This window comes from Pseudomonas paraeruginosa PA7 (assembly GCF_000017205.1).
Taxonomy (GTDB): Bacteria; Pseudomonadota; Gammaproteobacteria; order Pseudomonadales; family Pseudomonadaceae; genus Pseudomonas; species Pseudomonas paraeruginosa.
In genome coordinates this window covers 3265992-3289790 of sequence record NC_009656.1, presented here as the reverse complement: position 1 = coordinate 3289790, position 23799 = coordinate 3265992, and the positions used below count along the sequence as shown (strand labels likewise).

Annotated in this window: 22 protein-coding genes and 2 pseudogenes; 18 read left to right on the top strand and 6 right to left on the bottom strand. The window is 68.2% G+C overall.

Translation table 11 applies throughout. The features are described from left to right. Positions 1–29 precede the first annotated feature (29 nt). Entirely contained in the window at positions 30–1394 is a 1365-nt protein-coding gene (locus tag PSPA7_RS15120; protein ID WP_012075936.1) for a cation:proton antiporter, read from the top strand. Here PSPA7_RS15120 and PSPA7_RS15115 read toward each other — a convergent pair. Beyond that, positions 1372–1821 (bottom strand): DUF421 domain-containing protein, encoded by a 450-nt coding sequence (locus PSPA7_RS15115; protein ID WP_012075935.1) that lies wholly within the window; start codon positions 1819–1821, stop codon positions 1372–1374. The genes PSPA7_RS15120 and PSPA7_RS15115 overlap by 23 nt on opposite strands. 25 nt (positions 1822–1846) lie before the next feature. Further along, positions 1847–2368 carry a hypothetical protein gene (locus PSPA7_RS15110; RefSeq protein WP_012075934.1) on the bottom strand — a complete coding sequence of 174 codons (522 nt, stop codon included), beginning with the start codon at positions 2366–2368 and terminating at the stop codon, positions 1847–1849. Positions 2369–2614: 246 nt separating this feature from the next. Here PSPA7_RS15110 and PSPA7_RS15105 point away from each other — a divergent pair, with 246 nt between their 5' ends. The 6 genes and pseudogenes from PSPA7_RS15105 (at position 2615) to PSPA7_RS15080 (ending at position 7530) form a co-directional block, all read left to right on the top strand. After that, positions 2615–3004, top strand: a complete 390-nt coding sequence (locus PSPA7_RS15105; protein ID WP_034000198.1) for a response regulator — start codon at positions 2615–2617, stop codon at positions 3002–3004. Positions 3005–3021: 17 nt separating this feature from the next. Continuing rightward, positions 3022–5565, top strand: a complete 2544-nt coding sequence (gene ligD / locus PSPA7_RS15100) for a DNA ligase D (RefSeq protein ID WP_012075932.1) — start codon at positions 3022–3024, stop codon at positions 5563–5565. Between the two features lie 73 nt (positions 5566–5638). Next, on the top strand, positions 5639–5854 hold the full coding sequence (locus PSPA7_RS15095) for a PLDc N-terminal domain-containing protein (protein WP_012075931.1): 216 nt from the start codon (positions 5639–5641) through the stop codon (positions 5852–5854). Positions 5855–5873: 19 nt separating this feature from the next. After that, the gene (locus tag PSPA7_RS15090; protein ID WP_012075930.1) at positions 5874–6113 is read left to right on the top strand and encodes a metallothionein; all 240 of its coding nucleotides are present in this window, start codon (positions 5874–5876) and stop codon (positions 6111–6113) included. Between the two features lie 10 nt (positions 6114–6123). Beyond that, positions 6124–6642: a CinA family protein gene (locus PSPA7_RS15085; protein WP_012075929.1), complete on the top strand. Its 519-nt coding sequence runs from the start codon at positions 6124–6126 to the stop codon at positions 6640–6642. A 27-nt stretch (positions 6643–6669) separates the two neighbouring features. Next, positions 6670–7530, top strand: a pseudogene (locus tag PSPA7_RS15080) (SDR family oxidoreductase). A 22-nt stretch (positions 7531–7552) separates the two neighbouring features. On the opposite strand, the gene PSPA7_RS15075 reads toward PSPA7_RS15080, so the two are convergent. Together PSPA7_RS15075 and PSPA7_RS15070 are read right to left on the bottom strand one after the other, a co-directional pair. Beyond that, positions 7553–7741, bottom strand: a complete 189-nt coding sequence (locus tag PSPA7_RS15075; RefSeq protein ID WP_012075926.1) for a hypothetical protein — start codon at positions 7739–7741, stop codon at positions 7553–7555. Positions 7742–7770: 29 nt separating this feature from the next. Then, positions 7771–8004 (bottom strand): hypothetical protein, encoded by a 234-nt coding sequence (locus PSPA7_RS15070; protein WP_012075925.1) that lies wholly within the window; start codon positions 8002–8004, stop codon positions 7771–7773. A gap of 198 nt (positions 8005–8202) precedes the next feature. On the opposite strand from PSPA7_RS15070, the gene PSPA7_RS15065 reads away from it, so the two are divergent. Beyond that, positions 8203–8490, top strand: a complete 288-nt coding sequence (locus PSPA7_RS15065; protein WP_012075924.1) for a DUF2513 domain-containing protein — start codon at positions 8203–8205, stop codon at positions 8488–8490. 49 nt (positions 8491–8539) lie between these two features. Continuing rightward, on the top strand, positions 8540–10978 hold the full coding sequence (locus PSPA7_RS15060) for a glycogen/starch/alpha-glucan phosphorylase (protein ID WP_012075923.1): 2439 nt from the start codon (positions 8540–8542) through the stop codon (positions 10976–10978). A gap of 6 nt (positions 10979–10984) precedes the next feature. On the opposite strand, the gene PSPA7_RS15055 is transcribed toward PSPA7_RS15060, so the two are convergent. Both PSPA7_RS15055 and PSPA7_RS32470 read right to left on the bottom strand, forming a co-directional pair. Then, on the bottom strand, positions 10985–11383 hold the full coding sequence (locus tag PSPA7_RS15055; RefSeq protein WP_012075922.1) for a hypothetical protein: 399 nt from the start codon (positions 11381–11383) through the stop codon (positions 10985–10987). An 85-nt stretch (positions 11384–11468) separates the two neighbouring features. Next, on the bottom strand, positions 11469–11633 hold the full coding sequence (locus PSPA7_RS32470; RefSeq protein ID WP_012075921.1) for a hypothetical protein: 165 nt from the start codon (positions 11631–11633) through the stop codon (positions 11469–11471). A gap of 249 nt (positions 11634–11882) precedes the next feature. On the opposite strand from PSPA7_RS32470, the gene PSPA7_RS15050 reads away from it, so the two are divergent. The 9 genes and pseudogenes from PSPA7_RS15050 (at position 11883) to glgB (ending at position 23799) form a co-directional block, all read left to right on the top strand. Beyond that, positions 11883–12050 carry a con-10 family general stress protein gene (locus PSPA7_RS15050; RefSeq protein WP_012075920.1) on the top strand — a complete coding sequence of 56 codons (168 nt, stop codon included), beginning with the start codon at positions 11883–11885 and terminating at the stop codon, positions 12048–12050. A gap of 68 nt (positions 12051–12118) precedes the next feature. Further along, a pseudogene (gene katE, locus PSPA7_RS15045) lies at positions 12119–14260 on the top strand (catalase HPII); the annotation flags it as partial. Between the two features lie 96 nt (positions 14261–14356). After that, positions 14357–14491, top strand: a complete 135-nt coding sequence (locus PSPA7_RS32830; protein WP_012075918.1) for a PSPA7_2676 family Cys-rich small protein — start codon at positions 14357–14359, stop codon at positions 14489–14491. Next, complete coding sequence (locus PSPA7_RS15035) at positions 14488–14979, top strand: MgtC/SapB family protein (RefSeq protein ID WP_012075917.1); 492 nt, start codon at positions 14488–14490, stop codon at positions 14977–14979. Before PSPA7_RS32830 ends, PSPA7_RS15035 begins: the two co-directional genes overlap by 4 nt. Before the next feature lie 13 nt (positions 14980–14992). Beyond that, positions 14993–15235 (top strand): hypothetical protein, encoded by a 243-nt coding sequence (locus PSPA7_RS15030; RefSeq protein ID WP_012075916.1) that lies wholly within the window; start codon positions 14993–14995, stop codon positions 15233–15235. Between the two features lie 21 nt (positions 15236–15256). Further along, complete coding sequence (gene ku, locus PSPA7_RS15025) at positions 15257–16144, top strand: non-homologous end joining protein Ku (protein ID WP_012075915.1); 888 nt, start codon at positions 15257–15259, stop codon at positions 16142–16144. A 152-nt stretch (positions 16145–16296) separates the two neighbouring features. Next, positions 16297–18291, top strand: a complete 1995-nt coding sequence (locus PSPA7_RS15020) for an alpha-1,4-glucan--maltose-1-phosphate maltosyltransferase (protein ID WP_012075914.1) — start codon at positions 16297–16299, stop codon at positions 18289–18291. A 10-nt stretch (positions 18292–18301) separates the two neighbouring features. Continuing rightward, positions 18302–21604: a maltose alpha-D-glucosyltransferase gene (gene treS / locus PSPA7_RS15015; protein ID WP_012075913.1), complete on the top strand. Its 3303-nt coding sequence runs from the start codon at positions 18302–18304 to the stop codon at positions 21602–21604. Beyond that, complete coding sequence (gene glgB, locus PSPA7_RS15010) at positions 21601–23799, top strand: 1,4-alpha-glucan branching protein GlgB (RefSeq protein ID WP_012075912.1); 2199 nt, start codon at positions 21601–21603, stop codon at positions 23797–23799. Before treS ends, glgB begins: the two co-directional genes overlap by 4 nt.

Genomic DNA, 23799 nt, shown 5'->3' with positions numbered 1-23799 from the left:
CCGCGGGTAGCGGCGGAGCCTGGCCAGGCATGAGCTTCAGCCTGTGGTTGCTGGTCCTGGGCTGCATCCTGCTGACGCTCGGCCTGGCCTCGGCCTACCTGCGCCTGCTGCCGGTCAGCGCTTCGTTCCTCTACCTGCTGTTCGGCCTGGCCATCGGCCCGGCCGGGCTACAGGTATGGCGCAGCGAGTTGCCGGAGATCAGCGGCTGGCTCGAGCACCTGAGCGAAGTGGCGTTGCTGATCTCGCTGTTCATCGGCGGCCTCAAGCTGCGCCTGCCGCTGCGTTCGCCGGCCTGGAGCGCTGCCTGGCTGCTGGCCGGGCCGGCGCTGCTGGGCTGCATCCTCGGCCTGACCCTCGGTGCGCACTTCCTCTTCAGCCTTGACTGGGGCCTGGCGCTGCTGGTGGCGGCGATCCTGGCGCCGACCGATCCGGTGCTGGCCAGCGAGATCCAGGTCAATCACGCCGGCGACGACGATCGCCTGCGGTATGCGGTGTCGGGCGAGGCGGGGTTGAACGACGGCATCGCCTTTCCCTTCGTCGTCGCCGCGCTGCTGCTGATAGGGCAGGGCGGCGACCTGCCACGCGGGGTCGACCGCGACGGCCTGGAGTGGCTGCTGCGCGACGTGCTCTGGGCCATCCCCGTCGGCCTGCTGGTGGGCTATTGCCTGGGCCACGGCCTTGGTCGCCTGGCCATCCACCTGCGTGCCCGGCATACCGACACCTCGGTATCGGCCAATGACTTCCTGGCCCTGGCGCTGATCGCCCTGTCCTATGTCGGCGCCGATGCGCTGGGCGGCTGGGGCTTCCTCGCCAGCTTCGCCGCCGGGATCGGCCTGCGCCACGCCGAGGTGGCGACCCTCGGCCGGTCCTCGGCGCCGGCCGAGGAGCAGGCGGCCGCCGCCGACGTGCGCGAAGCCGGGCAGGTGAGCGCCGCCATCGAATACGGCAGCGACCGCAGCGAACACCCCAAGGTGGCGGCCGGCGCGGTGATGCTCGACGTGCTGTCCTTCGGCAACCTGCTCGAGCGTGCCCTGGAGGTGCTGCTGGTGACCCTGCTCGGCGCCATGCTCTACCAGCACTGGGACTGGCGCGCGCTGCCGCTGGCGCTGCTGTTGTTCGGCGTATGCCGGCCGGCCATGGTCTGGCTGCTGGTCGGCCGCCGGCTCATGCATCCCGCGCAGCGACGCCTGCTCGGCTGGTTCGGCATCCGCGGCATCGGCAGCCTGTACTACCTCAGCCACGCGTTGAACCAGGGCTTGCCGGCGTCGCTGGCCGGCATCGCCAGCGACCTGGTGCTGAGCATGGTCGCCCTGAGCATCTGCCTGCATGGCCTGAGCGTGCAGCCGCTGCTGGCACGCCAGGCGCGCGACGTCAGTCGCCGCGCTCGGGAATGATCGAGATCTTGCCGTTCTTCTCGAGGATGGCGAAGCGGATCTGCTCCATGCGTTCCAGGCCCTGGGTTTCGCGGGCGGCGAGGAGAATGTCCTCCTCGCGCAGGCGCGCCTCGACCAGGCGCGCGCGCAACGGCCTGCCATGCTCGACGATCAGCGTCGGCGAGCCCTCGATCAGGGTGTCGATCTTCGGGTGGCGCAGCTTGAGCAGCGACAGGCCGACATCGATCACGATCAGGGTGACGATCACCAGCACCGCGTTGACCAGCGAGAAGTCGTCGCCGAGCAGGGCCTGCTGGGTGGCTTCGCCGATGATCATCAGCAGGAGCAGGTCGAAGGTGGTGATGTCGGTCAGGGAACGCCGCCCGGCGATGCGGAACAGGATCAGCAGGACCAGGTAGAGCGCGGCGGCTCGCAGTACGGAATCCATCGGGCGCCTCCTCGGGACGGATGAGTCAGGGATAGACGAACTGGTCGAAGGCGAGGCTTTCGCCGGCGAACTCCAGCCGGCTGGCGACTGCGCCGAGTTGGTTCGGCAAGAGTGTCAGGAACAGGCTCAGGCGGCCGTCTTCGTCGAGCCGCCCCTCCAGTTCCAGGCCGCCGCGCCAGCTGTGACTGCGCAGCGGTTGCGGTTGCAGGCTCTGGATGCTGTGCGCCTGTAGCAGGCCGCCCCCCAGGCGCACGCCGACCTCGGCGCCCGGTGCGCCGCGCAGGTCGATACGCAGGCGACTGGAGGCGCCGCTGCGTTCGAAGCGCTCGTAGGCGATCGCCAGCCTGCCGCTGTCGCTGACCAGCGTCCGCGAACTCAGAGGCCCGCCGGCGAACACCCCGGTCAGCGCCAGGAGGATCAACCCGAGCAGCGCCCACAGGCCCGCTCGTTCGAAATGCCAGGCGCGCCGCTGGCTTTCCAGGCGCTCCGGGATCGGATACTCGCGCGGGTCGAACGCATCGTCTTCGGCGTCGTCGGGCGGGCTCATGGCTGGCTCCTTCGCTCGTGGTCTCTCAGGCTGGACTCCGATCGAGGCGGTTGGTGCCGGCGGGCTTACCAGCGGACAAATGGCCGTGCAGTCTGCACGATGGGCGTGGGGCGATCCGGGCACTCTGCTGATCGCACTTTGCGATCAGTGCGCGACGCCCCCCGGCAGCGGCGGGCCTCGCGCGACAGCGCGGCGGTCGGCGCGAACCTTGCAGCGGACCGGGCCTGGAACCCTGGAGGGAGAATCGTGATGAACAGGGAAAACAGGATCGTCCTGGTCCTTGAAGAACACGCCGACCAGCTCTGGCGCATAGAGGAATTCCTCCTCGACCGAGGCTATGCGGTGCTCAGCGCGGCGAATCGCGACGAGGCCCTCGACCACCTGGCCTCGGACGCGGTGATCGACCTGTTCCTGGTCAGCGAACAGCTCGACGGGCCGTTCAGCGGCAGTCTGCTGATCGAGACCAGCCTGCCGGTGCGCCCGCGGATGCGGGTCATCCTGCTCAGCGACAGCACCCGCGTCGACATCGACCCGGCGGCGCCGTATCCGGTGCTGCTCAAACCGGTGACCCTGGAGGAACTGGGGAAAGCCATCGACCTGGTCCTGCACAGCGCGCCGGTCTGCCCCGGCGTCTGACCACCGAGGAGCCCGCCATGCCCAGCAAGCCGCTCGCCGAGTACGCGCGCAAGCGCGATTTCCGCCAGACCCCGGAGCCCAGTGGGCGCAAGCGCCGCAAGGACGGCGACGGCCTGCTCCGCTATTGCATCCAGAAGCACGACGCCAGCCGGCTGCACTACGATTTCCGCCTGGAACTGGACGGCACCCTGAAGAGCTGGGCGGTGCCCAAGGGACCATGCCTCGACCCGGCGGTGAAACGGCTCGCGGTGCAGGTGGAGGACCACCCGCTGGACTACGCCGACTTCGAAGGCAGCATACCCAAGGGCCACTACGGCGCCGGCGACGTGATCGTCTGGGACCGTGGCGCCTGGACGCCTCTAGACGACCCGCGCGAAGGGCTGGAGAAAGGTCATCTCAGCTTCCTCCTCGACGGCGAGAAACTCTCCGGGCGCTGGCACCTCATCCGCACCAACCTGCGCGGCAAGCAGCCCCAGTGGTTCCTGGTCAAGTCCAAGGACGACGAGGCGCGCAGCCTGGATCGCTTCGATGTGCTGAAGGAACGTCCCGACAGCGTGCTCAGCGAGCGCACGCTGGTGCCCCGCCGCGGCGAAGCCGCCACGCCCGCGGCCAGGCCCGCGCGACGCGGCAAGGCCGGCAAAGCCGGCAAGGGCGGCGGGAAGACGCCGATGCCCGAGTGGATCGCCCCCGAACTGGCCAGCCTGGTCGAGCAGCCGCCGCACGGGCAATGGGCCTACGAGCTCAAGCTGGACGGCTACCGGCTGATGAGCCGCATCGAGGACGGCCACGTGCGCCTGCTGACCCGCAACGGCCACGACTGGAGCGAACGCCTGCCGCACCTGAAGAAGGCCTTGGCCGGGCTCGGCCTTGAGCGCAGTTGGCTGGACGGCGAGCTGGTGGTCCTCGACGAGGAGGGCCGGCCGGACTTCCAGGCCCTGCAGAACGCCTTCGAGGAGGGCCACGGCGAAAACATCCTGTATTTCCTTTTCGACCTGCCGTATCACGAAGGCGAGGACCTGCGCGATGTCGCCCTGGAAGAGCGCCGCGCGCGCCTGGAGGCGCTGCTGGACGGGCAGGACGAAGACCCCCTGCGGTTCTCCGCGACGCTCGCGGAAAACCCCCGCGACCTGCTGGCCAGCGCTTGCAGGCTCGGCCTCGAAGGCGTGATCGGCAAGCGCCTGGGCAGCGTCTACCGCTCGCGCCGCAGCAACGACTGGATCAAGCTCAAGTGCCAGTTGCGCCAGGAGTTCGTGATCGTCGGCTACACCGAGCCGAAGGGCTCTCGCCGGCACATCGGCGCCTTGCTTCTCGGCCTCTACAGCCCGGACGAGGAACGCCGGCTGCGCTACGCCGGCAAGGTCGGCACCGGCTTCACCGCCGCCAGCCTGAAGAAGGTCCATGAGCGCCTGGCGCCCCTGGCGATCAATTCCAGCCCGCTGGCGAAGGTACCGCCGGCGCGCGAGACCGGCGTGGTGCAGTGGGTGCGGCCGGAACGACTGTGCGAGGTTTCCTATGCGCAGATGACCCGTGGCGGGATCATCCGCCAGGCGGTGTTCCACGGTTTGCGCGAAGACAAACCGGCGCGCGAGGTGACCGGCGAACGTCCGGCCGGCCCGCCGCCGGCGCGCGGCGCGCGCAAGGCCGGGAGCGCGAGCGGCGCCTCGCGGGCGGCCACCGCCGGGGTACGCATCAGCCATCCGCGGCGGCTGATCGATCCATCGATCCAGGCCAGCAAGCTGGAACTCGCCGAGTTCCATGCGCGCTACGCCGACCTGCTCCTGCGCGACCTGCGCGAGCGCCCGGTGTCGCTGGTCCGCGGCCCCGATGGCATCGGCGGCGAACTGTTCTTCCAGAAGCACGCGGCGCGCCTGAAGATCCCCGGTATCGTCCAGCTCGACCCGGCGCTCGATCCTGGCCATCCGCCGCTTCTGCAGATCCGCAGCGCCGAGGCGCTGGTCGGCGCGGTGCAGATGGGCAGCATCGAATTCCACACCTGGAACGCCAGCCTGGCCAACCTGGAGCGGCCCGACCGCTTCGTCCTCGATCTCGATCCGGACCCGGCGCTGCCGTGGAAACGCATGCTCGAGGCGACCCAACTGAGCCTCACGCTGCTCGACGAGCTGGGCCTGCGTGCCTTCCTCAAGACCAGCGGCGGCAAGGGCATGCACCTGCTGGTACCGCTGGAGCGCCGGCATGGCTGGGACGAGGTGAAGGCTTTCGCGCAGGCCATTTCCCAGCACCTGGCGCGGCTGATGCCGGAGCGCTTCTCGGCGGTTTCCGGGCCGCGCAACCGGGTCGGCAGGATCTTCGTCGACTACCTGCGCAACAGCCGCGGCGCCAGCACCGTGGCCGCCTACTCGGTACGCGCCCGCGAAGGGCTGCCGGTGTCGGTGCCGGTGTTCCGCGAGGAGCTCGACTCGCTGCAGGGCGCCAACCAGTGGAACCTGCGCAGCCTGCCGCAGCGCCTCGATGAACTCGCCGGCGACGATCCCTGGGCCGACTATGCCGGCACCCGCCAACGCCTCAGCGCCGCCATGCGCCGCCAGCTCGGCCGCGGCTGACCGTCCGCGAAAAAGGCGGAACTCCCCGGCGCCCGGGGCCTCCACCGTGCAACGAGAAGCCGTGGAGGTCCCGATGGATATCGCCTACCTGATCCTGGCGCTGCTGGTCCTGTTGCTCCTGGTGGATGCCTGGGCCATCAACAGCGTCCTGCGCAGCGACAGTTCCGCCAGCCGCAAGCTCGGCTGGTCGTTGCTGATCCTGCTCCTGCCGCTGCTCGGCCTGGTCCTCTGGGGCTGGACCGGTCCTCGCGGCCTGCGTCCGGTGAGTTCGCCGGAACACAGCAAGTGAACCCGACTGGAGACTGCCCATGAACAGCGAAACCTGTGCCTGTCCCAAATGCACCTGCCGGCCCGGCGAGGACGCCGTCGAGCGCGACGGCCAGCAATACTGCTGCGCGGCCTGCGCCAGCGGCCACCCGCAGGGCGAACCCTGCCGCGACGCCGACTGCCCGTGCGGCGGCACCACCCGGCCACAGGTGGCGGAGGACCGCCAGCTGGACGACGCGCTGAAGGAAACCTTTCCCGCCAGCGACCCGATCTCGCCCTGAGGAGGCCCGCATGCCCGAGCTACGCCTGGGGGACGACGCCGCCCGCCTGGTGGCCTACCTGCGCGACGCCGGCCTGAGCCTGGTCACCGCCGAGTCCTGTACCGCCGGGCAGATCAGTGCGGAACTCTCGGCGGTGGCCGACAGCGGCCAGGTGATGGAAGGCGGCTTCGTCGTCTATTCGCCGGCCGCCAAGCTGGCCCTGCTGGGCCTGGATCCCGGCTGGCTGGAGCGCTTCAACCTAACCAGCGTCGAGGTCGCCGAGGCCATGGCCGGGGCGGCCCTGCAACGCAGTCCGGCGAACGCCGCCCTGGCGGTCACCGGACTGCTCGGCAGCGAGGCGAAGGACGGCATCGCCCCGGGCACCGTGTGTTTCGCCCTGGGCTTCCGCATGGCCGACGGCCTCGCGCTGTTCTCGCGCCGCGAGCGTTTCCACGGCGATCCCGCGCAGATGCGCCGCGAAGCCACCCGCTGGGCGCTGCGGCGCCTGCCCGAATTCCATCAACGCGCCCTGCGCGGCGAACGCGCCTGAGGCGCCCGACAAGAGGGGAAAACCACCATGAGCGAACAGCGACAGACCTTGCCGGCGCAACACCAGGACCAGCGCCCCGGCCACGAAAGCGAGATGCGGCCGAAGCCGGAGTTCGTTTCCGGCGACTACCATCCGGCGGCCAAGCTGGAGGGCAAGGTGACCCTGGTCACCGGCGGCGACAGCGGCATCGGCCGCGCGGTGGCGGTGACCTTCGCCCGCGAGAAGGCGGACGTGGTGCTGGTCTACCTGGAAGAGAACGAGGACGCGGCGAAGACCCGCGAGATCATCGAATCGCTCGGCCGCCAGTGCCTGGTGTTCGCCGGCGACGTCGCCGACGCCGGCTTCTGCCGCCAGGTGGTGGACACGGTGCGGCAGAAATGGGGGCGCCTCGACGTGCTGGTCAACAATGCCGGCGAGCAGCATCCGTAGGCGCGCCTGGAGGACATCAGCGAGGACCAGTGGGAGAAGACCTTCCGCACCAATATCTTCGGCATGTTCCAGCTGACCAAGGCGGCCCTGCCGCTGATGGGCAAGGGCGCGGCGATCATCAACACCACCTCGATCACCGCCTACAAGGGCAACCCGCAACTGATCGACTATTCCTCGACCAAGGGCGCGATCACCTCGTTCACCCGCTCGCTGTCGATGAACCTGGTCAACCGTGGCATCCGCGTCAACGCGGTGGCGCCGGGGCCGATCTGGACGCCGCTGATCCCGTCCACCTTCAGCGCCGAGAAGGTCGCGCAGTTCGGCGCGGACACCCCGATGGGCCGCCCCGGGCAGCCGGAGGAACTGGCCGCCAGCTACGTGTACCTGGCCTGCAACGACTCGTCCTACGTCAGCGGACAGGTCCTGCACGTCAATGGTGGTACCGTGGTCAACGGTTGAGCCGCGCCGGCCGCCGCGCGGCTCAGGCGGGCGCGGCGGCCGGCAGCAGGGGAAAGACCTGCACCGCGCTCAGGTGTTGCGGAAAGAGCAGGGGATAGCACAGCTGCAGGCGGGCATGCGCCTCGCTGGCGCTGAGAGTCGACGCAAAGGTGGTGAGGACGGTCTGGCCGGGCTGGCCGGCGTCACGGAAATGAACCACGAATGCCTGCATCGGTGCGCTCCTGGCAGAAAGGGAAAGCTTCATTCGCCAGTAGTGAAGCTGCGCTCCAGCTCGCGCGCCAGTTCGCGCAGCGAACGTTCGCAACAGCATTCCTCGGGGCTGACCCCGGCGACGGTGGTGGCCTCGCCGGGACGATCGGCGCGGGCGACGGTAATCGTGAGACCGCCATCGGCGGCCTTGCGGCAGTGGAAATGCGAGGAACAGGCATTGGCATTGAGGATTCGTTCGATCTGGCGCAGGGAAAGCATGGTCATGTCGGCTGGCTCGTGCGGATTGGACGGTTTCACGATGACTCTGTAATGGGTACGAAGCCCGCTGCGGCGATCGGTTCCCCTCCACGGACGGGCGGGACGGCTACCGCCGGGAAAAAACAATGAACCATCCCGCGCTTCGCCACTCCGCTTGTAGGTGGCCGGACGGACCGGCCGCGCGACACACGGAGGAGCACGGCGATGAAACGCGACTGGGGGTTGATCCGCGACCTGCTGGAACACCTGGAAAGCCTCGATTTCGGCCAGCACTGGGAGGCCCGCGAGCTACCCGGCCATTCCCGCGAGGTGGTGGCCTACCATCTCCAGCTGCTCAGCCAGGCGGCGCTGATCGCCGGCAGCCTGCAGCATTCCTGGACTGGGCAGGAGCAATGGGTGGCCCACCACCTCACCCTGGCCGGCCACGACCTGCTCGACCGCCTGCGCCAGGAGCCGGTGGCGGCTGCCGTCCCGGTACGCAAGCGCGCCTGAAAACCCTCGCAAGCGCCGGTCCGGGTGCGGACCGGAAGGAAACCCGGCGATGCCCGACAGCCAAGAGCAGACCGCGAGCGCGGTCCATACCCTGAAAGCCAGCATCCTCGCCAAGCTGCGCTACAGCGTCGGCCGCGATCCCTCCACCGCCTGCCCGCACGACTGGTTCGAAGCGGTGGCGCTGGCGGTCCGCGACCACATCATCGATCACTGGGAAGAGGCCACCCCGCAGGGCCAGGCGCCCGCGCGCAAGCGGGTCTACTACCTGTCCCTGGAGTTCCTCATCGGTCGCCTGCTGCTGGACAACCTCGGCAACCTCGGGCTGCTCGAGGAGACCCGCCAGGCCCTCGCCGAACTCGGCGTCGACCTGCAGCGGATCGTCACCCTGGAGCCCGACGCGGCGCTCGGCAACGGCGGCCTCGGACGCCTGGCGGCGTGCTTCATGGAAAGCATGGCCAGCCTCGACATACCCGCCCACGGCTACGGTATCCGTTACGAACACGGGCTGTTCCGCCAGGTGCTCACCGACGGCTGGCAGCAGGAGCAGACCGAGACCTGGCTGGACTTCGGCAACCCCTGGGAGTTCGAGCGCCCGGAGGTCAGCTACTACATCGACTTCGGCGGCAGCGTGCAGGTCGACAGCGAGCACAGCGGTCGCGCCATCTGGCGGCCGGACGAGCGGATCCGGGCGATCGCCTACGACACCCCGATCGTCGGCTGGCGGCGCGCCAGCGTGAACACCCTGCGCCTGTGGCGCGCCCGCGCCGAGGAAGACCTGCAACTGGACCGCTTCAACGCCGGCGACCATATCGGCGCGGTGGTCGACGTGGTCAAGGCCGAGAGCATCTCGCGGGTGCTGTATCCGGCCGACAGCACCGAGGCCGGCCAGGAACTGCGCCTGCGCCAGGAGTACTTCTTCGTTTCCGCCTCGCTGCAGGACCTGCTGGATCGCCACCTGCGCCGCCACGCAGACCTGCGCAGCCTGCCGGAACAGGTGGCGATCCAGCTCAACGACACCCACCCGGCGATCGCCGTCGCCGAGCTGATGCGGCTGCTGGTGGACGTGCACCAGCTGGCCTGGCCGGACGCCTGGGCGTTGAGCGTGGCGAGCCTGTCCTACACCAACCACACGCTGCTGCCGGAGGCGCTCGAATCCTGGCCGGTGGCGCTGATGGAGCGCCTGCTGCCGCGGCACATGCAGATCATCTACCTGATCAACGCCTTCCATATCGATGCGCTGCGCGCCCAGGACATCCACGACTTCGACCTGCTGCGCTCGGTCAGCCTGATCGAGGAGGGTCATGGCCGGCGAGTGCGCATGGGCAACCTGGCGTTCCTCGGTTCGCACCAGATCAACGGGGTGTCGGCGCTGCACACCGAGCTGATGCGCGAAACCGTGTTCCGCGACCTGCACCACCTGTACCCGCAGCGCATCAGCAACAAGACCAACGGCGTGTCGTTCCGCCGCTGGCTGTTCCAGGCCAATCCGGAACTGACCGGGCTGCTGGTGGAGACCCTCGGCGCGGACCTGCTGGACACCCCGGAGCGGCGCCTGCCCGATCTCGAGGCGCATGTCGAGGACGCCAGGCTGCGCAGCCGCTTCGCCGAGCAGCGACGCCACAACAAGACCGCCCTGGCGCGCCTGGTGCTGGATACCCTTGGCGTTGCGATCGAAGCGGAAGCGCTGTTCGACGTGCACATCAAGCGCATCCACGAGTACAAGCGGCAGTTGCTCAACCTGTTGCACACCGTCGCGCTGTACCAGGAAATCCGCAACGATCCGACCGCCGACCGCGTGCCGCGGGTGAAGATCTTCGCCGGCAAGGCCGCCGCCAGCTACCACCAGGCCAAGCTGATCATCAAGCTGGCCAACGACATCGCCCGCACCATCAACGACGACCCGACCGTGCGCGGCCTGCTCAAGCTGGTGTTCCTGCCCAACTACAACGTCAGCCTGGCCGAGGCGATCATTCCGGCGGCGGACCTCTCCGAACAGATTTCCACCGCCGGGCTGGAAGCCTCCGGCACCAGCAACATGAAGTTCGCCCTCAACGGCGCGCTGACCATCGGCACCCTGGATGGCGCCAACGTCGAGATGAGCCAGCGGATCGGCCTGGAGCACATGTTCATCTTCGGCCTCAGCGCCCAGCAGGTGGAGCAGCGCCGGCAGGCCGGGGAACTGGGAATGGGTGGGGTGATCGCGGCTTCGCCGCGCCTGGAGGAGGCCCTGGAAGCGATCCGCAGCGGGTTGTTTTCGGCCGACGATCGCAGCCGCTACGAAGGGCTGGTGGACGGCCTGGTGCATGACGACCGCTTCATGCTCTGCGCCGACTTCGAGGACTACTGGCAGGCCCAGTGCAGGGTCGAGGAGGTGTGGCGCGAGCCCGACCGCTGGTGGCGCTCGGCACTGCTCAACGTGGCGCGGATCGGTTGGTTCAGCGCCGACCGAACGATCAGCGAATACGCCCGGGAAATCTGGAAGCTGTGAAGCGGATCACCAGAAGCCGGCCGGATGACGGCGTCCGGGACCGGCCAGGCGCAGGTCGAAGGCGCGGCGGAAGAATACCGCCAGCTCGCTGTCGAGCACCATCGGGTTGATCGACTCCAGCTCGCCGGGAAGACTGTGCCATTCGCCGGCCCCGGCCAGGTACTGGCGGTGGATCACCCTCTCGCCGGGAATCGCCAGCAGGCTGTAGTGGCTCTTCTCCGCGCCCGGCTCGCCGACTTCCAGGCGCAGGCGCGGATGGCCGTCCTCGTCGAGGTCGAGGCCCACGCTGCAGTCGAGGCCGTGGCTGCGCGCTTCCTCGCAGGAATCCACGAAAAGAGGTTTCGCCACCTGTTCGACGAGAGAAATGAAAGAGTGCTGGAAACGCACTTCGTCACTGTTTTCCATGGCGAGTTCCACCTATTTTTCAAGTTCATTCTTAATTATTGAAGAAGCCTATTGCAATATCGGGCAATGCAATAGAAAAGTATAATTATGGGATTCTTCCCGCCGTCTCTTCGGCGTCCTTTCCATGATATATGGGATAGGGCTCCTGGTCGCTGTCGCCCGGCTCGAAATTCCATTCATGGCAATCGCGGCCGGGCTCTTCGTTGCTCACCACGGGGTCTCTGTAGACGGGATGCTCGTAGGGTTTCATGGCATTCCTCCGAGATTCTAAGGCCTTTCATCTGAAGCAATTCGAGCCGTCCTGTCAATACTGGCAATGGAATAGGCAGAACATCGCAGACTCATATAGGCCTGCCTCTAACCGTAATGGCAAAGCGCTCCGTATTCATTCGGAAAAAATAATCTGAACCCCTGGCGAAACGTCCTTTCAGAGTTAGGGCATGCGCCATGCATGCATCCATGAAATCTGTTCTGAAGAGATTATTCGGAGGAAATAGAAATGGCACAGCATCAAGGTGGTAAAGGCAACTTTGCGGAAGATCCGAAACGCGCATCGGAAGCCGGCAAGAAGGGCGGCCAGGCCAGCGGCGGCAACTTCAAGAACGACCCGCAACGCGCTTCCGAGGCCGGTCGCAAGGGCGGCCAGCGCAGCCACGGCGGGCAGTGATCGTCAAGCAGTGAAGTGAAGGGGGCGGCGCAGGGAAGCGTCCGCCCCATTTTCATGCCGAGGATGAGGAGAGGAAACCGATGAGCGAGCAGAACGATCCGCAGCGCAGCCAGGCGGCCGGCACCGACACCGTCGATCGTGGCAACAGCAACGCCAAGCTGGAGCAACTGGAGGCCTATCGCGAGGACGCCACCGGCGAGGCGCTGAGCACCAACACCGGCACCCGCATCGCCGACAACCAGAACACCCTGAAGGCCGGCGAGCGCGGCCCGTCGTTGCTCGAAGACTTCATCATGCGGGAGAAGATCACCCACTTCGACCACGAGCGCATCCCCGAACGCGTGGTCCACGCCCGTGGCTCCGCCGCCCATGGCTACTTCGAGGCCTACGATGACCTCAGCGACCTGACCAAGGCGAGCTTCCTCGCCGAGGCCGGCAAGCGCACCCCGGTGTTCGTGCGTTTCTCAACCGTGCAGGGGCCGCGCGGCTCCGCCGATACGGTGCGCGACGTGCGCGGCTTCGCGGTGAAGTTCTACACCGACGAAGGCAACTTCGACCTGGTCGGCAACAACATGCCGGTGTTCTTCATCCAGGACGCGATCAAGTTCCCCGACTTCGTCCACGCGGTGAAACCCGAGCCGCACAACGAGATCCCCACCGGCGCCTCGGCCCATGACACCTTCTGGGACTTCGTCTCGCTGACCCCGGAGTCGGCGCACATGGTCATGTGGCTGATGTCCGACCGCGCCATCCCGATCGCCTACCGCAACATGCAGGGCTTCGGCGTGCATACCTTCCGCCTGGTCAACGCGGCAGGCGAGAGCGTGCTGGTGAAGTTCCACTGGCGGCCGAAGTCCGGGACCTGTTCGCTGGTCTGGGACGAGGCGCAGAAGCTGGCCGGCAAGGACCCCGACTTCAACCGGCGAACCCTCTGGGAGGACATCGAGAAGGGCGACTATCCCGAATGGGAGCTGGGCCTGCAGGTGATCCCGGAGAACCAGCAGGACCGCTTCGACTTCGACCTGCTCGATCCCACCAAGCTGGTGCCCGAGGAGTTGGTGCCGGTAAGGGTGGTGGGGCGGATGGTGCTGAACCGCAACCCCGACAACTTCTTCGCCGAAACCGAGCAGGTGGCGTTCCATGTCGGCCACGTGGTCCCCGGCATCGACTTCACCAACGACCCGCTGTTGCAGGGACGGCTGTTCTCCTACACCGACACCCAGCTGTTGCGCCTGAGCGGGCCGAACTTCAACGAGATCCCGATCAACCGGCCGCTGTGTCCGTTCCACAACAACCAGCGCGACGCGCCGCACCGGCAGACCATCAACCGCGGCCGGGCTTCCTACGAGCCCAACTCGATCGACGGCGGCTGGCCGAAGGAAACCCCTCCGGCGGCGCGCAACGGTGGCTTCTCCAGCTACCACGAGCCGGTCGCCGGCACCAAGCTGCGCAAGCGCGCCGATTCCTTCGCCGATCATTTCAGCCAGGCCGCGTTGTTCTGGCACAGCATGAGCGAGGCCGAGCAGGCGCACATCGTCGCCGCCTACAGCTTCGAGCTGTCCAAGGTCGATCGCCAGTCGATCCGCGAGCGCGAGGTCAACCAGATCCTCCTCAACATCGATCCGCAGCTGGCCGCCAGGGTCGCGGCGAACCTCGGCGTGCAGCTGGCGGCGCCGGCCAACCCGGCGCCGCAGCCGACCCCGTCGCCGGCGCTGAGCCAGATGAACCTGCTGTCCGGCGACATCCGCTCGCGCAAGGTGGCCATCCTGATCGCCAACGGCGTCGCCGAAAGCGACGTCAGCGACCTGCGCGACGCGCTGATGAAGGAAGGCGCCAGTGCCAAGCTGATCGCTCCCAGCGCCTCGCCGGTGCAGGCCGACAACGGCGCCGAGCTGGTCCCTGAGGGAACCTGGGACGGCCTGCCGTCGGTGGCCTTCGACGCGGTCTTCGTCCCCGCTGGCGCGGCCAGCAGCCAGGCCATCGGCAGCGACGGACGCGGCCTGCACTACCTGCTGGAGGCCTACAAGCACCTGAAGCCGCTGGCTTTCGCCGGCGACGCCCAGGCACTGGCCAGCCAGCTTTCGTTGCCCGGCGATCCCGGCGTGGTGCTGGGCGCGACGGCTACCGACGTGTTCCCCGGCCTGCGCCAGGTGTTGCTGCAGCACCGGGTCTGGCAACGCGAGGCGGTGACCGGGGCGATCCCGGCCTGAGGGCGACCGTCGGTGAATCCGATCGCACCTTCCCGTCGTATCGCCGGTCACAGCAGGAAAGGGTGACTGGCCGAGCGATTCGGCGGGAGGACCCGGATGACCTTGCGTTGCCTGATCGTCGGCTGCGACTGGTGCCGGCAACCGGCGTTGCTGCTGGGTGAGGAAGCCTTCGACTGCGAGCGCTGCCAGCGTTGCGGCGCCCTGCGCTACAGCGGGATGCGCCGTCGATGAGCGCCTGGGAGACGCTGTGGAAGATTCTCGGCGAGGAGTTCGCCGACCTCGCCGACTTCGAGCAGACCGCCCGCGCCGCGTTGCGCCTGTTGCTGGCGGCGGCGCTTGGCGCGGTGCTCGGCTACGAGCGCGAGCAGAGCGGCAAGGCCGCCGGCCTGCGCACGCACATGCTGGTGACTCTTGGCGCGGCGCTGTTCGTCATGCCGCTGCAATTGCAGGACGGTGGGGCGGACGCGCTGAGCCGGGTGATCCAGGGCACCGTCGCCGGCATCGGCTTCCTCTGCGCCGGCACCATCCTCAAGGCCGGGCGGGAAAGCCGGGTCAGGGGCCTGACCACCGCGGCGGGACTCTGGGCGAGCACCGCCATAGGCGTCGCGGTCGGCCTCGGCCACCAGGGCACGGCGGTGCTCGGCACGGTCCTGGCGCTGCTGGTACTGCACGTGCTGGCCTGTCTGAACCGTTCGCCGCCTTCTTCCGATAGTCGTTGAGGAGATTTCCGTCATGTTCAAGGACTTCGCCGCCTGTACCGCCTGGACCGACGCGATGCAGGAACATCGCCAGCCGATCGGCCTGATCCTCTACCAACCCAAGCGGCGCGGCGCGCCGGTGCGCGTGCTGTGGGTGGTGATCCCGGGCTGCAGTTGCCTGAGCGACGCCGAGACCGCCGCCGACAACCTGCTGCAACGCATCACCGACATCGCCGCCGACGGCCGCGTGCACTACGCGGACGGCGGCACGCTGTAACGACCCGAGGAGGAAACCAGCATGGCGCGTGCGATCTGGAAAGGCGCGATCAGCTTCGGCCTGGTGCACATCCCGGTGAGCCTGTCGGCGGCGGCCTCGTCGCAGGGCATCGATTTCGACTGGCTCGACCAGCGCAGCATGGACCCGGTCGGCTACAAGCGGGTGAACAAGGTCACCGGCAAGGAGATCGAGCGCGAGCACATCGTCAAGGGCGTGGAGTACGAAAAGGGCCGCTACGTGGTGCTGAGCGAGGAGGAAATCCGCGCGGCGCATCCCAAGTCGACCCAGACCATCGAGATCTTCGCCTTCGTCGACAGCCAGGAGATCCCCCTGCAGCACTTCGACACCCCGTACTACCTGTCTCCCGACCGGCGCGGCGGCAAGGTCTACGCGTTGCTGCGGGAAACCCTGGAAAGCACCGGCAAGGTGGCCCTGGCCAACGTCGTCCTGCATACCCGCCAGCACCTGGCCCTGCTGCGGCCGCTGGAAGATGCCCTGGTGCTGATCACCCTGCGCTGGCCGTCGCAGGTGCGCAGCCTGGATGGCCTGGAGCTGGACGAAAGCGTCACCGCGGCGAAACTCGACAGGCGCGAGCTGGAGATGGCCAGGCGCCTGGTGGAGGACATGGCCTCCCATTGGCAGCCTGACGAATACAAGGACAGCTTCAGCGACAAGATCATGAAGCTGGTCGAGGAAAAGGCCGCCAAGGGCCAACTGCACGCCGTGGAGGAAGAAGAGGAAGTGGCCGGCAAGGGCGCCGACATCATCGACCTCACCGACCTGCTCAAGCGCAGCCTGCGCCCCCGCGCTGGCGGCGGCAAGGCCAAGGCCAAGGACGGCGGCAAGGCCGCTGCCACCGCGAAGGGCCGCGCCAGGTCCGCTGCCTCGCGGTCGCGGCGCAAGGCCTGAGCGCGCCGCCGGGAAAACAACCTGAACCAATCCGCCGCCGTCAGGCTCGGAACCAATGACCGTCCGGGTCCGCGACCCGGACGGCGGGTGCCGGCGCCAGGCGCCGGCCACCTCCAGCACTGGACCCACGACCCGATAAGGAGCGCGCCTCGATGAGTTCGATTGCCCGCAACAGCGACGATGATCCGGTCGTCATCGCCATCCAGCAGCCGCGTATCGCCATCGAATCGGTCCACCCGGTGGTGGAGGAAGGCGCCTATCCGGCGAAGGCCGAGAGCGACCGCGACCTGCGCCTCGGCGCGCGGATCTTCGCCGATGGCCACGAGGTGCTCGGCGCCGAGGTGGTCTGGCGGCGCGTTGGGGAAACCGCGGAGCGGCGCCTGCCGCTGCTGCCCGAAGGCAACGATTTCTGGAGCGCACGGTTGCGCACGCCGCCCTGCGGCCGCCTGTACTTCCGTATCGAGGCCTGGATCGACCGTTTCGCCGGCTACCGCCGCGAATTGCGTGCCAAGCATGGCGCACGCCTGCCGCTGGACCTAGAGCTGCGCGAGGGCGACGAACTGCTGCAGCGCTGCGCCGAGCGCGGCGGTCCGGAGATCGCCGCCGCCTGTGCGCCGCTGGCCGAACGCCTGCAGGCCTGCCAGAGCGTCGAGGAGCGGGTGGCGCTGTGGCTGGCGGCGCAGACCGGCGAACTGTTGCGTCTGGTTGGCCCGCGCGAGCACCTGGTGCGCAGCCGCGAATACCCGGTGGAGGTGGAGCGACCGCTGGCGCGCTTCGCCAGTTGGTACGAGCTGTTCCCTCGCTCGGAAAGCGGCGATCCGACGCGCCACGGCACCTTCGACGATGTGATCCGGCGCCTGCCGCAGATCGCCGCGATGGGCTTCGATGTTCTCTATTTCCCGCCGATCCATCCCATCGGCCGTACCCATCGCAAGGGCCGCAACAACTCCCTGCGCGCCGAGGCCGGCGATCCCGGCAGTCCCTATGCGATCGGCAGCGAGGAGGGCGGCCACGAGGCGATCCATCCCGAACTGGGCGATCGCGAGGACTTCCGCCGGCTGCTCGCCGCGGTACGCGAGCACGGCATGGAGCTGGCGCTGGACTTCGCCATCCAGTGTTCCCCCGACCATCCCTGGCTGCGCGAGCATCCCGGCTGGTTCGCCTGGAGGCCGGATGGCAGCCTGCGCTACGCGGAAAATCCGCCGAAGAAGTACGAGGACATCGTCAACGTCGACTTCTATGCCGAACAGGCCCTGCCGGGCCTCTGGGATGCCCTGCGCGACGTGGTGCTGGGCTGGGTGGAGCAGGGCGTGACGCTGTTCCGCGTCGACAACCCGCACACCAAGCCGCTGCCGTTCTGGGAGTGGCTGATCGCCGAGGTGCGCGGCCGCCATCCGGAGGTGATCTTCCTCTCCGAAGCCTTCACCCGCCCGGCGATGATGGCGCGCCTGGGCAAGGTCGGCTTCAGCCAGAGCTACACCTACTTCACCTGGCGCAACGACAAGCAGGAACTGGCGGAGTACTTCGCCGAACTCAACCAGCCGCCCTGGCGCGACTGCTACCGGCCGAACTTCTTCGTCAACACCCCGGACATCAATCCCTGGTTCCTGCAACGCTCCGGCCGCCCCGGCTTCCTCATCCGCGCCGCCCTGGCGACCATGGGCTCGGGGCTGTGGGGCATGTATTCAGGCTTCGAGCTGTGCGAGGCGGCGGCCTTGCCGGGCAAGGAGGAGTACCTCGATTCGGAGAAATACCAGCTGCGCCCGCGCGACTACCAGGCGCCGGGCAACATCGTCGCCGAGATCACCCGGCTCAACCGCATCCGCCGGGAGAACCGGGCGCTACAGACGCACCTCGGGTTCCAGGCCTACAACGCCTGGAACGAGCGCATCCTGTACTTCGGCAAACGTACCGAGGATCTCGCCAACTTCATCCTGGTGGCGGTCTGCCTGGATCCGCACGAGGCCCAGGAGGCGCATTTCGAACTGCCGCTGTGGGAATTCGGCCTGCCCGACGACGCCAGTCTCCAGGGCGAGGACCTGATGAACGGGCATCGCTGGGTCTGGCACGGCAAGGTCCAGTGGATGCGCATCGAACCCTGGCACCTGCCGTTCGGCATCTGGCGCGTGCGACGCGTCGACGCATAAGGAGAAGCCCATGGCCAGACGCGAGAAACCGGTCTTCCTCAACGACCCGCAATGGTACAAGGACGCAGTGATCTACCAGGTCCACGTGAAGTCCTTCTACGATGCCAACAACGACGGCATCGGCGACTTCGCCGGGCTGATCGAGAAACTCGACTATATCGCCGACCTCGGCGTGAACACCCTCTGGCTGCTGCCGTTCTACCCCTCGCCGCGCCGCGACGACGGCTACGACATCGCCCAGTACCGTGGCGTGCACAGCGACTACGGCAGCCTCGCCGACGCTCGCCGCTTCATCGCCGAGGCCCATCGGCGCGGCCTGCGGGTGATCACCGAACTGGTGATCAATCACACCTCCGACCAGCATCCCTGGTTCATCCGCGCCCGCCACGCGAAGAAGGGGTCGCGCGCCCGCGATTACTACGTGTGGTCGGACAGTGACGAGAAATACCAGGGCACGCGGATCATCTTCATCGACACCGAGCAGTCCAACTGGACCTGGGACCCGGTCGCCCAGCAGTATTACTGGCACCGCTTCTATTCCCACCAGCCGGACCTGAACTTCGACAACCCGCAGGTGCTGCGCGAGGTGCTCGGGGTCATGCGCTACTGGCTGGACATGGGCGTCGACGGCCTGCGCCTGGACGCGATTCCCTACCTGATCGAACGCGACGGCACCAGCAGCGAGAACCTGCCGGAAACCCACCAGGTGCTCAAGCGCATCCGCGCCGAACTGGACACGCATTATCCCGACCGCATGCTGCTGGCCGAGGCCAACCAGTGGCCGGAGGACACCCGGCCGTATTTCGGCGGCGAGGATGGCGGCGAGGGCGACGAATGCCACATGGCCTTCCATTTCCCGCTGATGCCGCGCATGTACATGGCCATCGCCCAGGAGGACCGCTATCCGATCACCGATATCCTGCGCCAGACCCCGGACATCCCGGCCAACTGCCAGTGGGCGATCTTCCTGCGCAACCACGACGAGCTGACCCTGGAGATGGTCACCGACGACGAGCGCGACTATCTCTGGAACCACTATGCCGCCGACCGCCGCGCGCGCCTCAACCTGGGCATCCGCCGGCGCCTGGCACCACTGGTGGAGCGCGACCGGCGGCGCATCGAGCTGCTGCACAGCCTGCTGCTGTCGATGCCGGGCACGCCGACCCTGTACTACGGCGACGAGATCGGCATGGGCGACAACATTTATCTCGGCGACCGCGATGGCGTACGCACGCCGATGCAGTGGTCGGTGGACCGCAACGGTGGCTTTTCCCGCGCCGACCCGGCGAAGCTGGTGCTGCCGCCGATCCTCGACCCGCTGTACGGCTACCAGACGATCAACGTCGAGGCGCAGGCGCGCGACCCGCATTCGCTGCTCAACTGGATGCGCCGCCTGCTGGCGGTGCGCAGCCAGCAGAGGGCCTTCGGCCGCGGCAGCCTGAAGATGCTCGCGCCGAGCAACCGGCGGATCCTCGCCTACCTGCGCGAATACGCCGAGGGCGAACGCCGGGACAGCATCCTCTGCGTGGCCAACCTGTCGCGCGCGGCGCAGGCGGTGGAACTGGACCTGGCGGCGCACGCCGGCAAGGTGCCGGTGGAAATGGTCGGCGGCATGTCGTTCCCGCCGATCGGCGAGCTGACCTACCTGCTGACCCTGCCACCCTACGGCTTCTACTGGTTCTACCTGGCCGACGCGGCGCAGATGCCGAGCTGGCACGTGGCCGCGGACGAGCGCCTGCCGGAACTGCCGACCCTGGTGGTCAAGCAGCGCCTCGGCGAACTGTTGCAGGGCGCCTCGCGGGACATCCTGGAAGGCGAGACGCTGCCGGCCTACCTGCCGAAGCGCCGCTGGTTCGCCGGCGAGAAGGGCCAGCCGCGGCTCTGCTACATCGTTCCGGTGGACGAGGCGGAGCCGCGCTGCGCGCTGTGCGAACTCGAGATCGACGGGCTGCGCTACCAGTTGCCACTGGGCTTCCTCGACGCCGACCAGCGCGGCGACAGCCTGCCGCAACTGCTGGCCCTGGCGCGGCTGCGGCGCGGACGCAAGGTCGGCCTGCTGACCGACGCCGCCAGCCTGCCGCTGTTCGCCCGCAGGGTCCTCGCGCAACTCCGCGCCGAGGCGCTGATCGCCCACGGCGACGGCGAGATCCAGTTCGTCCCGGCGGTGGGCCTGGCGGAGCTGGACGACATCGCCGACGAGGAGGTCCTGCCATTCGCGGTGGAACAGTCCAACAGCTCGATCCGCTTCGGCGAGCGCATGGTCCTCAAGGTGCTGCGCAAGATCCTTCCCGGGCTGCACCCGGAGATCGAGGTCGGCGGCTACCTGACCCGCCACGGCTACCCGGGCATCGCCCCGCTGCTCGGCGAAGTGCGGCGGGTCGACGCCGCGGGCGTGCCGCATACCCTGGCGATCCTGCAGGGTTACCTGAGCAACCAGGGCGACGCCTGGAACTGGACCCTGGACAACCTGGAGCGGGCCGTGCGCGACGAGATCTCCGGGGCCAGCGAGGCGCTCGAGGGGCAATACGACAGCCTCGCCGAACTGCGCGGCTTCGCCGCCAACCTCGGGGCCCGGCTCGGTGAAATGCACAGCGTACTGGCCGGCGAGTCGGACGACCCGGCCTTCGGCAGCCGCGAGAGCGACGACGCCAGCGTCCAGGCCTGGGCGCTGCGCATCGCCGAGCAGTTGCGCGAGGCCGCCGAGCGCCTGGGCGAGCCGCCGCGGCCGTTGCAGGGCGAGGCGGCGGAACAGGCGCGGCACCTGCTGGAACGCCTGCCGGCGCTGCTCGAACGCCTGCCGCTGCTGGCCCGGCAGGCCGCCGGCGGGCTGCTGATCCGGGTCCACGGCGACCTGCACCTGGGCCAGGTGCTGATGGTCCAGGGCGACGCGCGCTTCATCGACTTCGAAGGCGAGCCGGCGCGCAGCCTGGAAGAACGCCGCCAGCGCCACAGCCCGATGAAGGACGTCGGCGGCATGCTGCGCTCGTTCGACTACGCGGCGGCGATGGTCCTGCGCAACGCGCAGAGCACCGACAGCTCGGAACAGGCCGACAGCGCCCGGCGCAAGGTCGCCACGCGCTATCGCGGCGAGGCCCGCGACGCCTTCCTGGCCGGCTACCGCGCCGCCGCGGCGGGCCTCGCGCACGCCTGGCACGGCCGCGAAGGCGAGGGCGCGGCGCTGGCCCTGGCCTGCCTGGAAAAGGCCGCCTACGAACTGCTCTACGAAGCCGACTACCGCCCCGACTGGCTGGAAGTGCCGCTCGCCGGTCTGGCCGAACTCACCGAACACCTCCTGAAGGGCAAGAACCGATGAGCGAACCGATGTCCGAACGCGAACGCTGGCAATTGGAACTGGACAAGCTGCAACGCGGCCTGCAGGGCGATCCCTTCGCCTTCCTCGGCCCGCAACGCGACGCCGACGGCGAAGGCGGCGTGCTGCGCGCCTACCTGCCCGGCGCGCAGCGCGTCGAACTGCTCGACGAAGACGGCGCGACGCTCGCCGAGCTGGAGCAGAGCGACCCGGGCAGCGGCCTGTTCCAGCACCACCTGGAGCGCCTGCCGGCGCGCTACCGCCTGCGCACGCACTGGCCGGACGGCGTGCAGGAAAGCGAGGACCCCTATGCCTTCGGGCCGTTGCTCGGCGAACTCGACCTGTACCTGTTCGCCGAAGGCAACCACCGCCAGCTGGCTTCCTGCCTGGGCGCACAACTGACCCGTCACGAAGGCGTGGACGGCGTGCGCTTCGCGGTATGGGCGCCGAACGCCGTGCGCGTCTCGGTGGTCGGCGATTTCAATGGTTGGGATGGGCGCCGCCATCCGATGCGGCGGCGCTATCCCTCCGGCGTCTGGGAACTGTTCATCCCGCGTCTCGGCGCGGGCGAACTGTACAAATACGAGTTGCAGGGCCACGCCGGCCTCCTGCCGCTGAAGGCCGACCCGTTGGCACTGGCCTGCGAGACGCCGCCCGGGACCGCCTCGAAGACCTGCGCGGCGCTGCGCCACGAATGGCGCGACCAGGACTGGCTGGCGCGGCGCGCGGAGCGCCAGGGCTACGCGGCGCCGCTGTCGATCTACGAGGTTCACGCCGGTTCCTGGCGCCATCGCGACGGCCGGCCGCCGCGCTGGTCGGAGCTGGCGGAGGAACTGATTCCCTACGTGCGCCAGCTCGGCTTCAGCCATATCGAACTGATGCCGGTGATGGAGCACCCCTTCGGCGGTTCCTGGGGCTACCAGCCGCTCGGGCTGTTCGCGCCGACCGCGCGCTACGGCACGCCGGAGGACTTCGCCGGGTTCGTCGACGCCTGCCACCAGGCTGGGATCGGCGTGATCCTCGACTGGGTACCGGCGCATTTCCCCACCGACGCCCATGGCCTGGGCCGTTTCGACGGCACGGCGCTGTACGAGTACGAACATCCCTTCGAAGGCTTCCACCAGGACTGGGATACCTACATCTACAACCTCGGCCGCAGCGAGGTGCACGGCTTCATGCTGGCCTCGGCGCTGCACTGGCTGCGCACCTACCACGTCGACGGACTGCGGGTGGATGCCGTGGCCTCGATGCTCTACCGCGACTATTCGCGCAAGGAAGGCGAATGGCTGCCGAACCGCCATGGCGGCCGGGAGAACCTGGAGGCCATCGATTTCCTCCATCATCTCAACCAGGTGGTCGCCAGCGAGACCCCCGGGGCGCTGGTGATCGCCGAGGAATCCACCGCCTGGCCCGGCGTCAGCCGTCCGGTGGCGGAGGGCGGCCTCGGCTTCAGCCACAAGTGGAACATGGGCTGGATGCACGACAGCCTGGCGTACATCGGCGAAGACCCGCTGCACCGGCGCTATCACCACCACCAGTTGACCTTCGGCCTGCTCTACGCCTTCTCCGAGCATTTCATCCTGCCGATCTCCCACGACGAGGTGGTGCACGGCAAGCATTCGCTACTGGACAAGATGCCCGGCGACCGCTGGCAGAAGTTCGCCAACCTGCGCCTGTACCTGAGCTTCATGTGGTCGCACCCGGGCAAGAAGCTGTTGTTCATGGGCTGCGAGTTCGGCCAGTGGCGCGAGTGGAACCATGACGGCGAGCTGGACTGGTACCTGTTGCGCTATCCGGAACACCAGGGCGTACAGGACCTGGTGGCGACGCTCAACCGCCTCTACCACGAGCTTCCCGCGCTGCATGCGCGCGACGGCGAGGCCCTCGGCTTCGAATGGCTGATCGGCGACGACCAGGCCAACAGTGTTTACGCCTGGCTGCGCCACGCGGCCGGCGAGCCCTCGCTGCTGGCGGTGCACAACTTCACCCCGGTACCGCGCCAGGGCTATCGGATCGGCGTACCGCAAGGCGGCGACTGGGACGTGCTGCTCAACAGCGACGCGCAGGCATACGCCGGTTCCGGCGCCGGCAGCCAGGGCCGGGTCGCCAGCGAACCGGCCGGGGCCCATGGCCAGGCGCAGTCGCTGCTGCTCGAACTGCCGCCGCTGGGCACGTTGCTGCTGCGTCCGGCCGGCTGA

Coding starts and splice junctions, on each gene's coding strand:
- PSPA7_RS15120 (WP_012075936.1), top strand. CDS start 30: ATGAGCTTCAGCCTGTGGTTGCTGGTCCTGGGCTGCATCCTGCTGACG.
- PSPA7_RS15115 (WP_012075935.1), bottom strand. CDS start 1,821: ATGGATTCCGTACTGCGAGCCGCCGCGCTCTACCTGGTCCTGCTGATC.
- PSPA7_RS15110 (WP_012075934.1), bottom strand. CDS start 2,368: ATGAGCCCGCCCGACGACGCCGAAGACGATGCGTTCGACCCGCGCGAG.
- ligD (WP_012075932.1), top strand. CDS start 3,022: ATGCCCAGCAAGCCGCTCGCCGAGTACGCGCGCAAGCGCGATTTCCGC.
- PSPA7_RS15095 (WP_012075931.1), top strand. CDS start 5,639: ATGGATATCGCCTACCTGATCCTGGCGCTGCTGGTCCTGTTGCTCCTG.
- PSPA7_RS15090 (WP_012075930.1), top strand. CDS start 5,874: ATGAACAGCGAAACCTGTGCCTGTCCCAAATGCACCTGCCGGCCCGGC.
- PSPA7_RS15085 (WP_012075929.1), top strand. CDS start 6,124: ATGCCCGAGCTACGCCTGGGGGACGACGCCGCCCGCCTGGTGGCCTAC.
- PSPA7_RS15075 (WP_012075926.1), bottom strand. CDS start 7,741: ATGCAGGCATTCGTGGTTCATTTCCGTGACGCCGGCCAGCCCGGCCAG.
- PSPA7_RS15070 (WP_012075925.1), bottom strand. CDS start 8,004: ATGACCATGCTTTCCCTGCGCCAGATCGAACGAATCCTCAATGCCAAT.
- PSPA7_RS15065 (WP_012075924.1), top strand. CDS start 8,203: ATGAAACGCGACTGGGGGTTGATCCGCGACCTGCTGGAACACCTGGAA.
- PSPA7_RS15060 (WP_012075923.1), top strand. CDS start 8,540: ATGCCCGACAGCCAAGAGCAGACCGCGAGCGCGGTCCATACCCTGAAA.
- PSPA7_RS15055 (WP_012075922.1), bottom strand. CDS start 11,383: ATGGAAAACAGTGACGAAGTGCGTTTCCAGCACTCTTTCATTTCTCTC.
- PSPA7_RS32470 (WP_012075921.1), bottom strand. CDS start 11,633: ATGAAACCCTACGAGCATCCCGTCTACAGAGACCCCGTGGTGAGCAAC.
- PSPA7_RS15050 (WP_012075920.1), top strand. CDS start 11,883: ATGGCACAGCATCAAGGTGGTAAAGGCAACTTTGCGGAAGATCCGAAA.
- PSPA7_RS32830 (WP_012075918.1), top strand. CDS start 14,357: ATGACCTTGCGTTGCCTGATCGTCGGCTGCGACTGGTGCCGGCAACCG.
- PSPA7_RS15035 (WP_012075917.1), top strand. CDS start 14,488: ATGAGCGCCTGGGAGACGCTGTGGAAGATTCTCGGCGAGGAGTTCGCC.
- PSPA7_RS15030 (WP_012075916.1), top strand. CDS start 14,993: ATGTTCAAGGACTTCGCCGCCTGTACCGCCTGGACCGACGCGATGCAG.
- ku (WP_012075915.1), top strand. CDS start 15,257: ATGGCGCGTGCGATCTGGAAAGGCGCGATCAGCTTCGGCCTGGTGCAC.
- PSPA7_RS15020 (WP_012075914.1), top strand. CDS start 16,297: ATGAGTTCGATTGCCCGCAACAGCGACGATGATCCGGTCGTCATCGCC.
- treS (WP_012075913.1), top strand. CDS start 18,302: ATGGCCAGACGCGAGAAACCGGTCTTCCTCAACGACCCGCAATGGTAC.
- glgB (WP_012075912.1), top strand. CDS start 21,601: ATGAGCGAACCGATGTCCGAACGCGAACGCTGGCAATTGGAACTGGAC.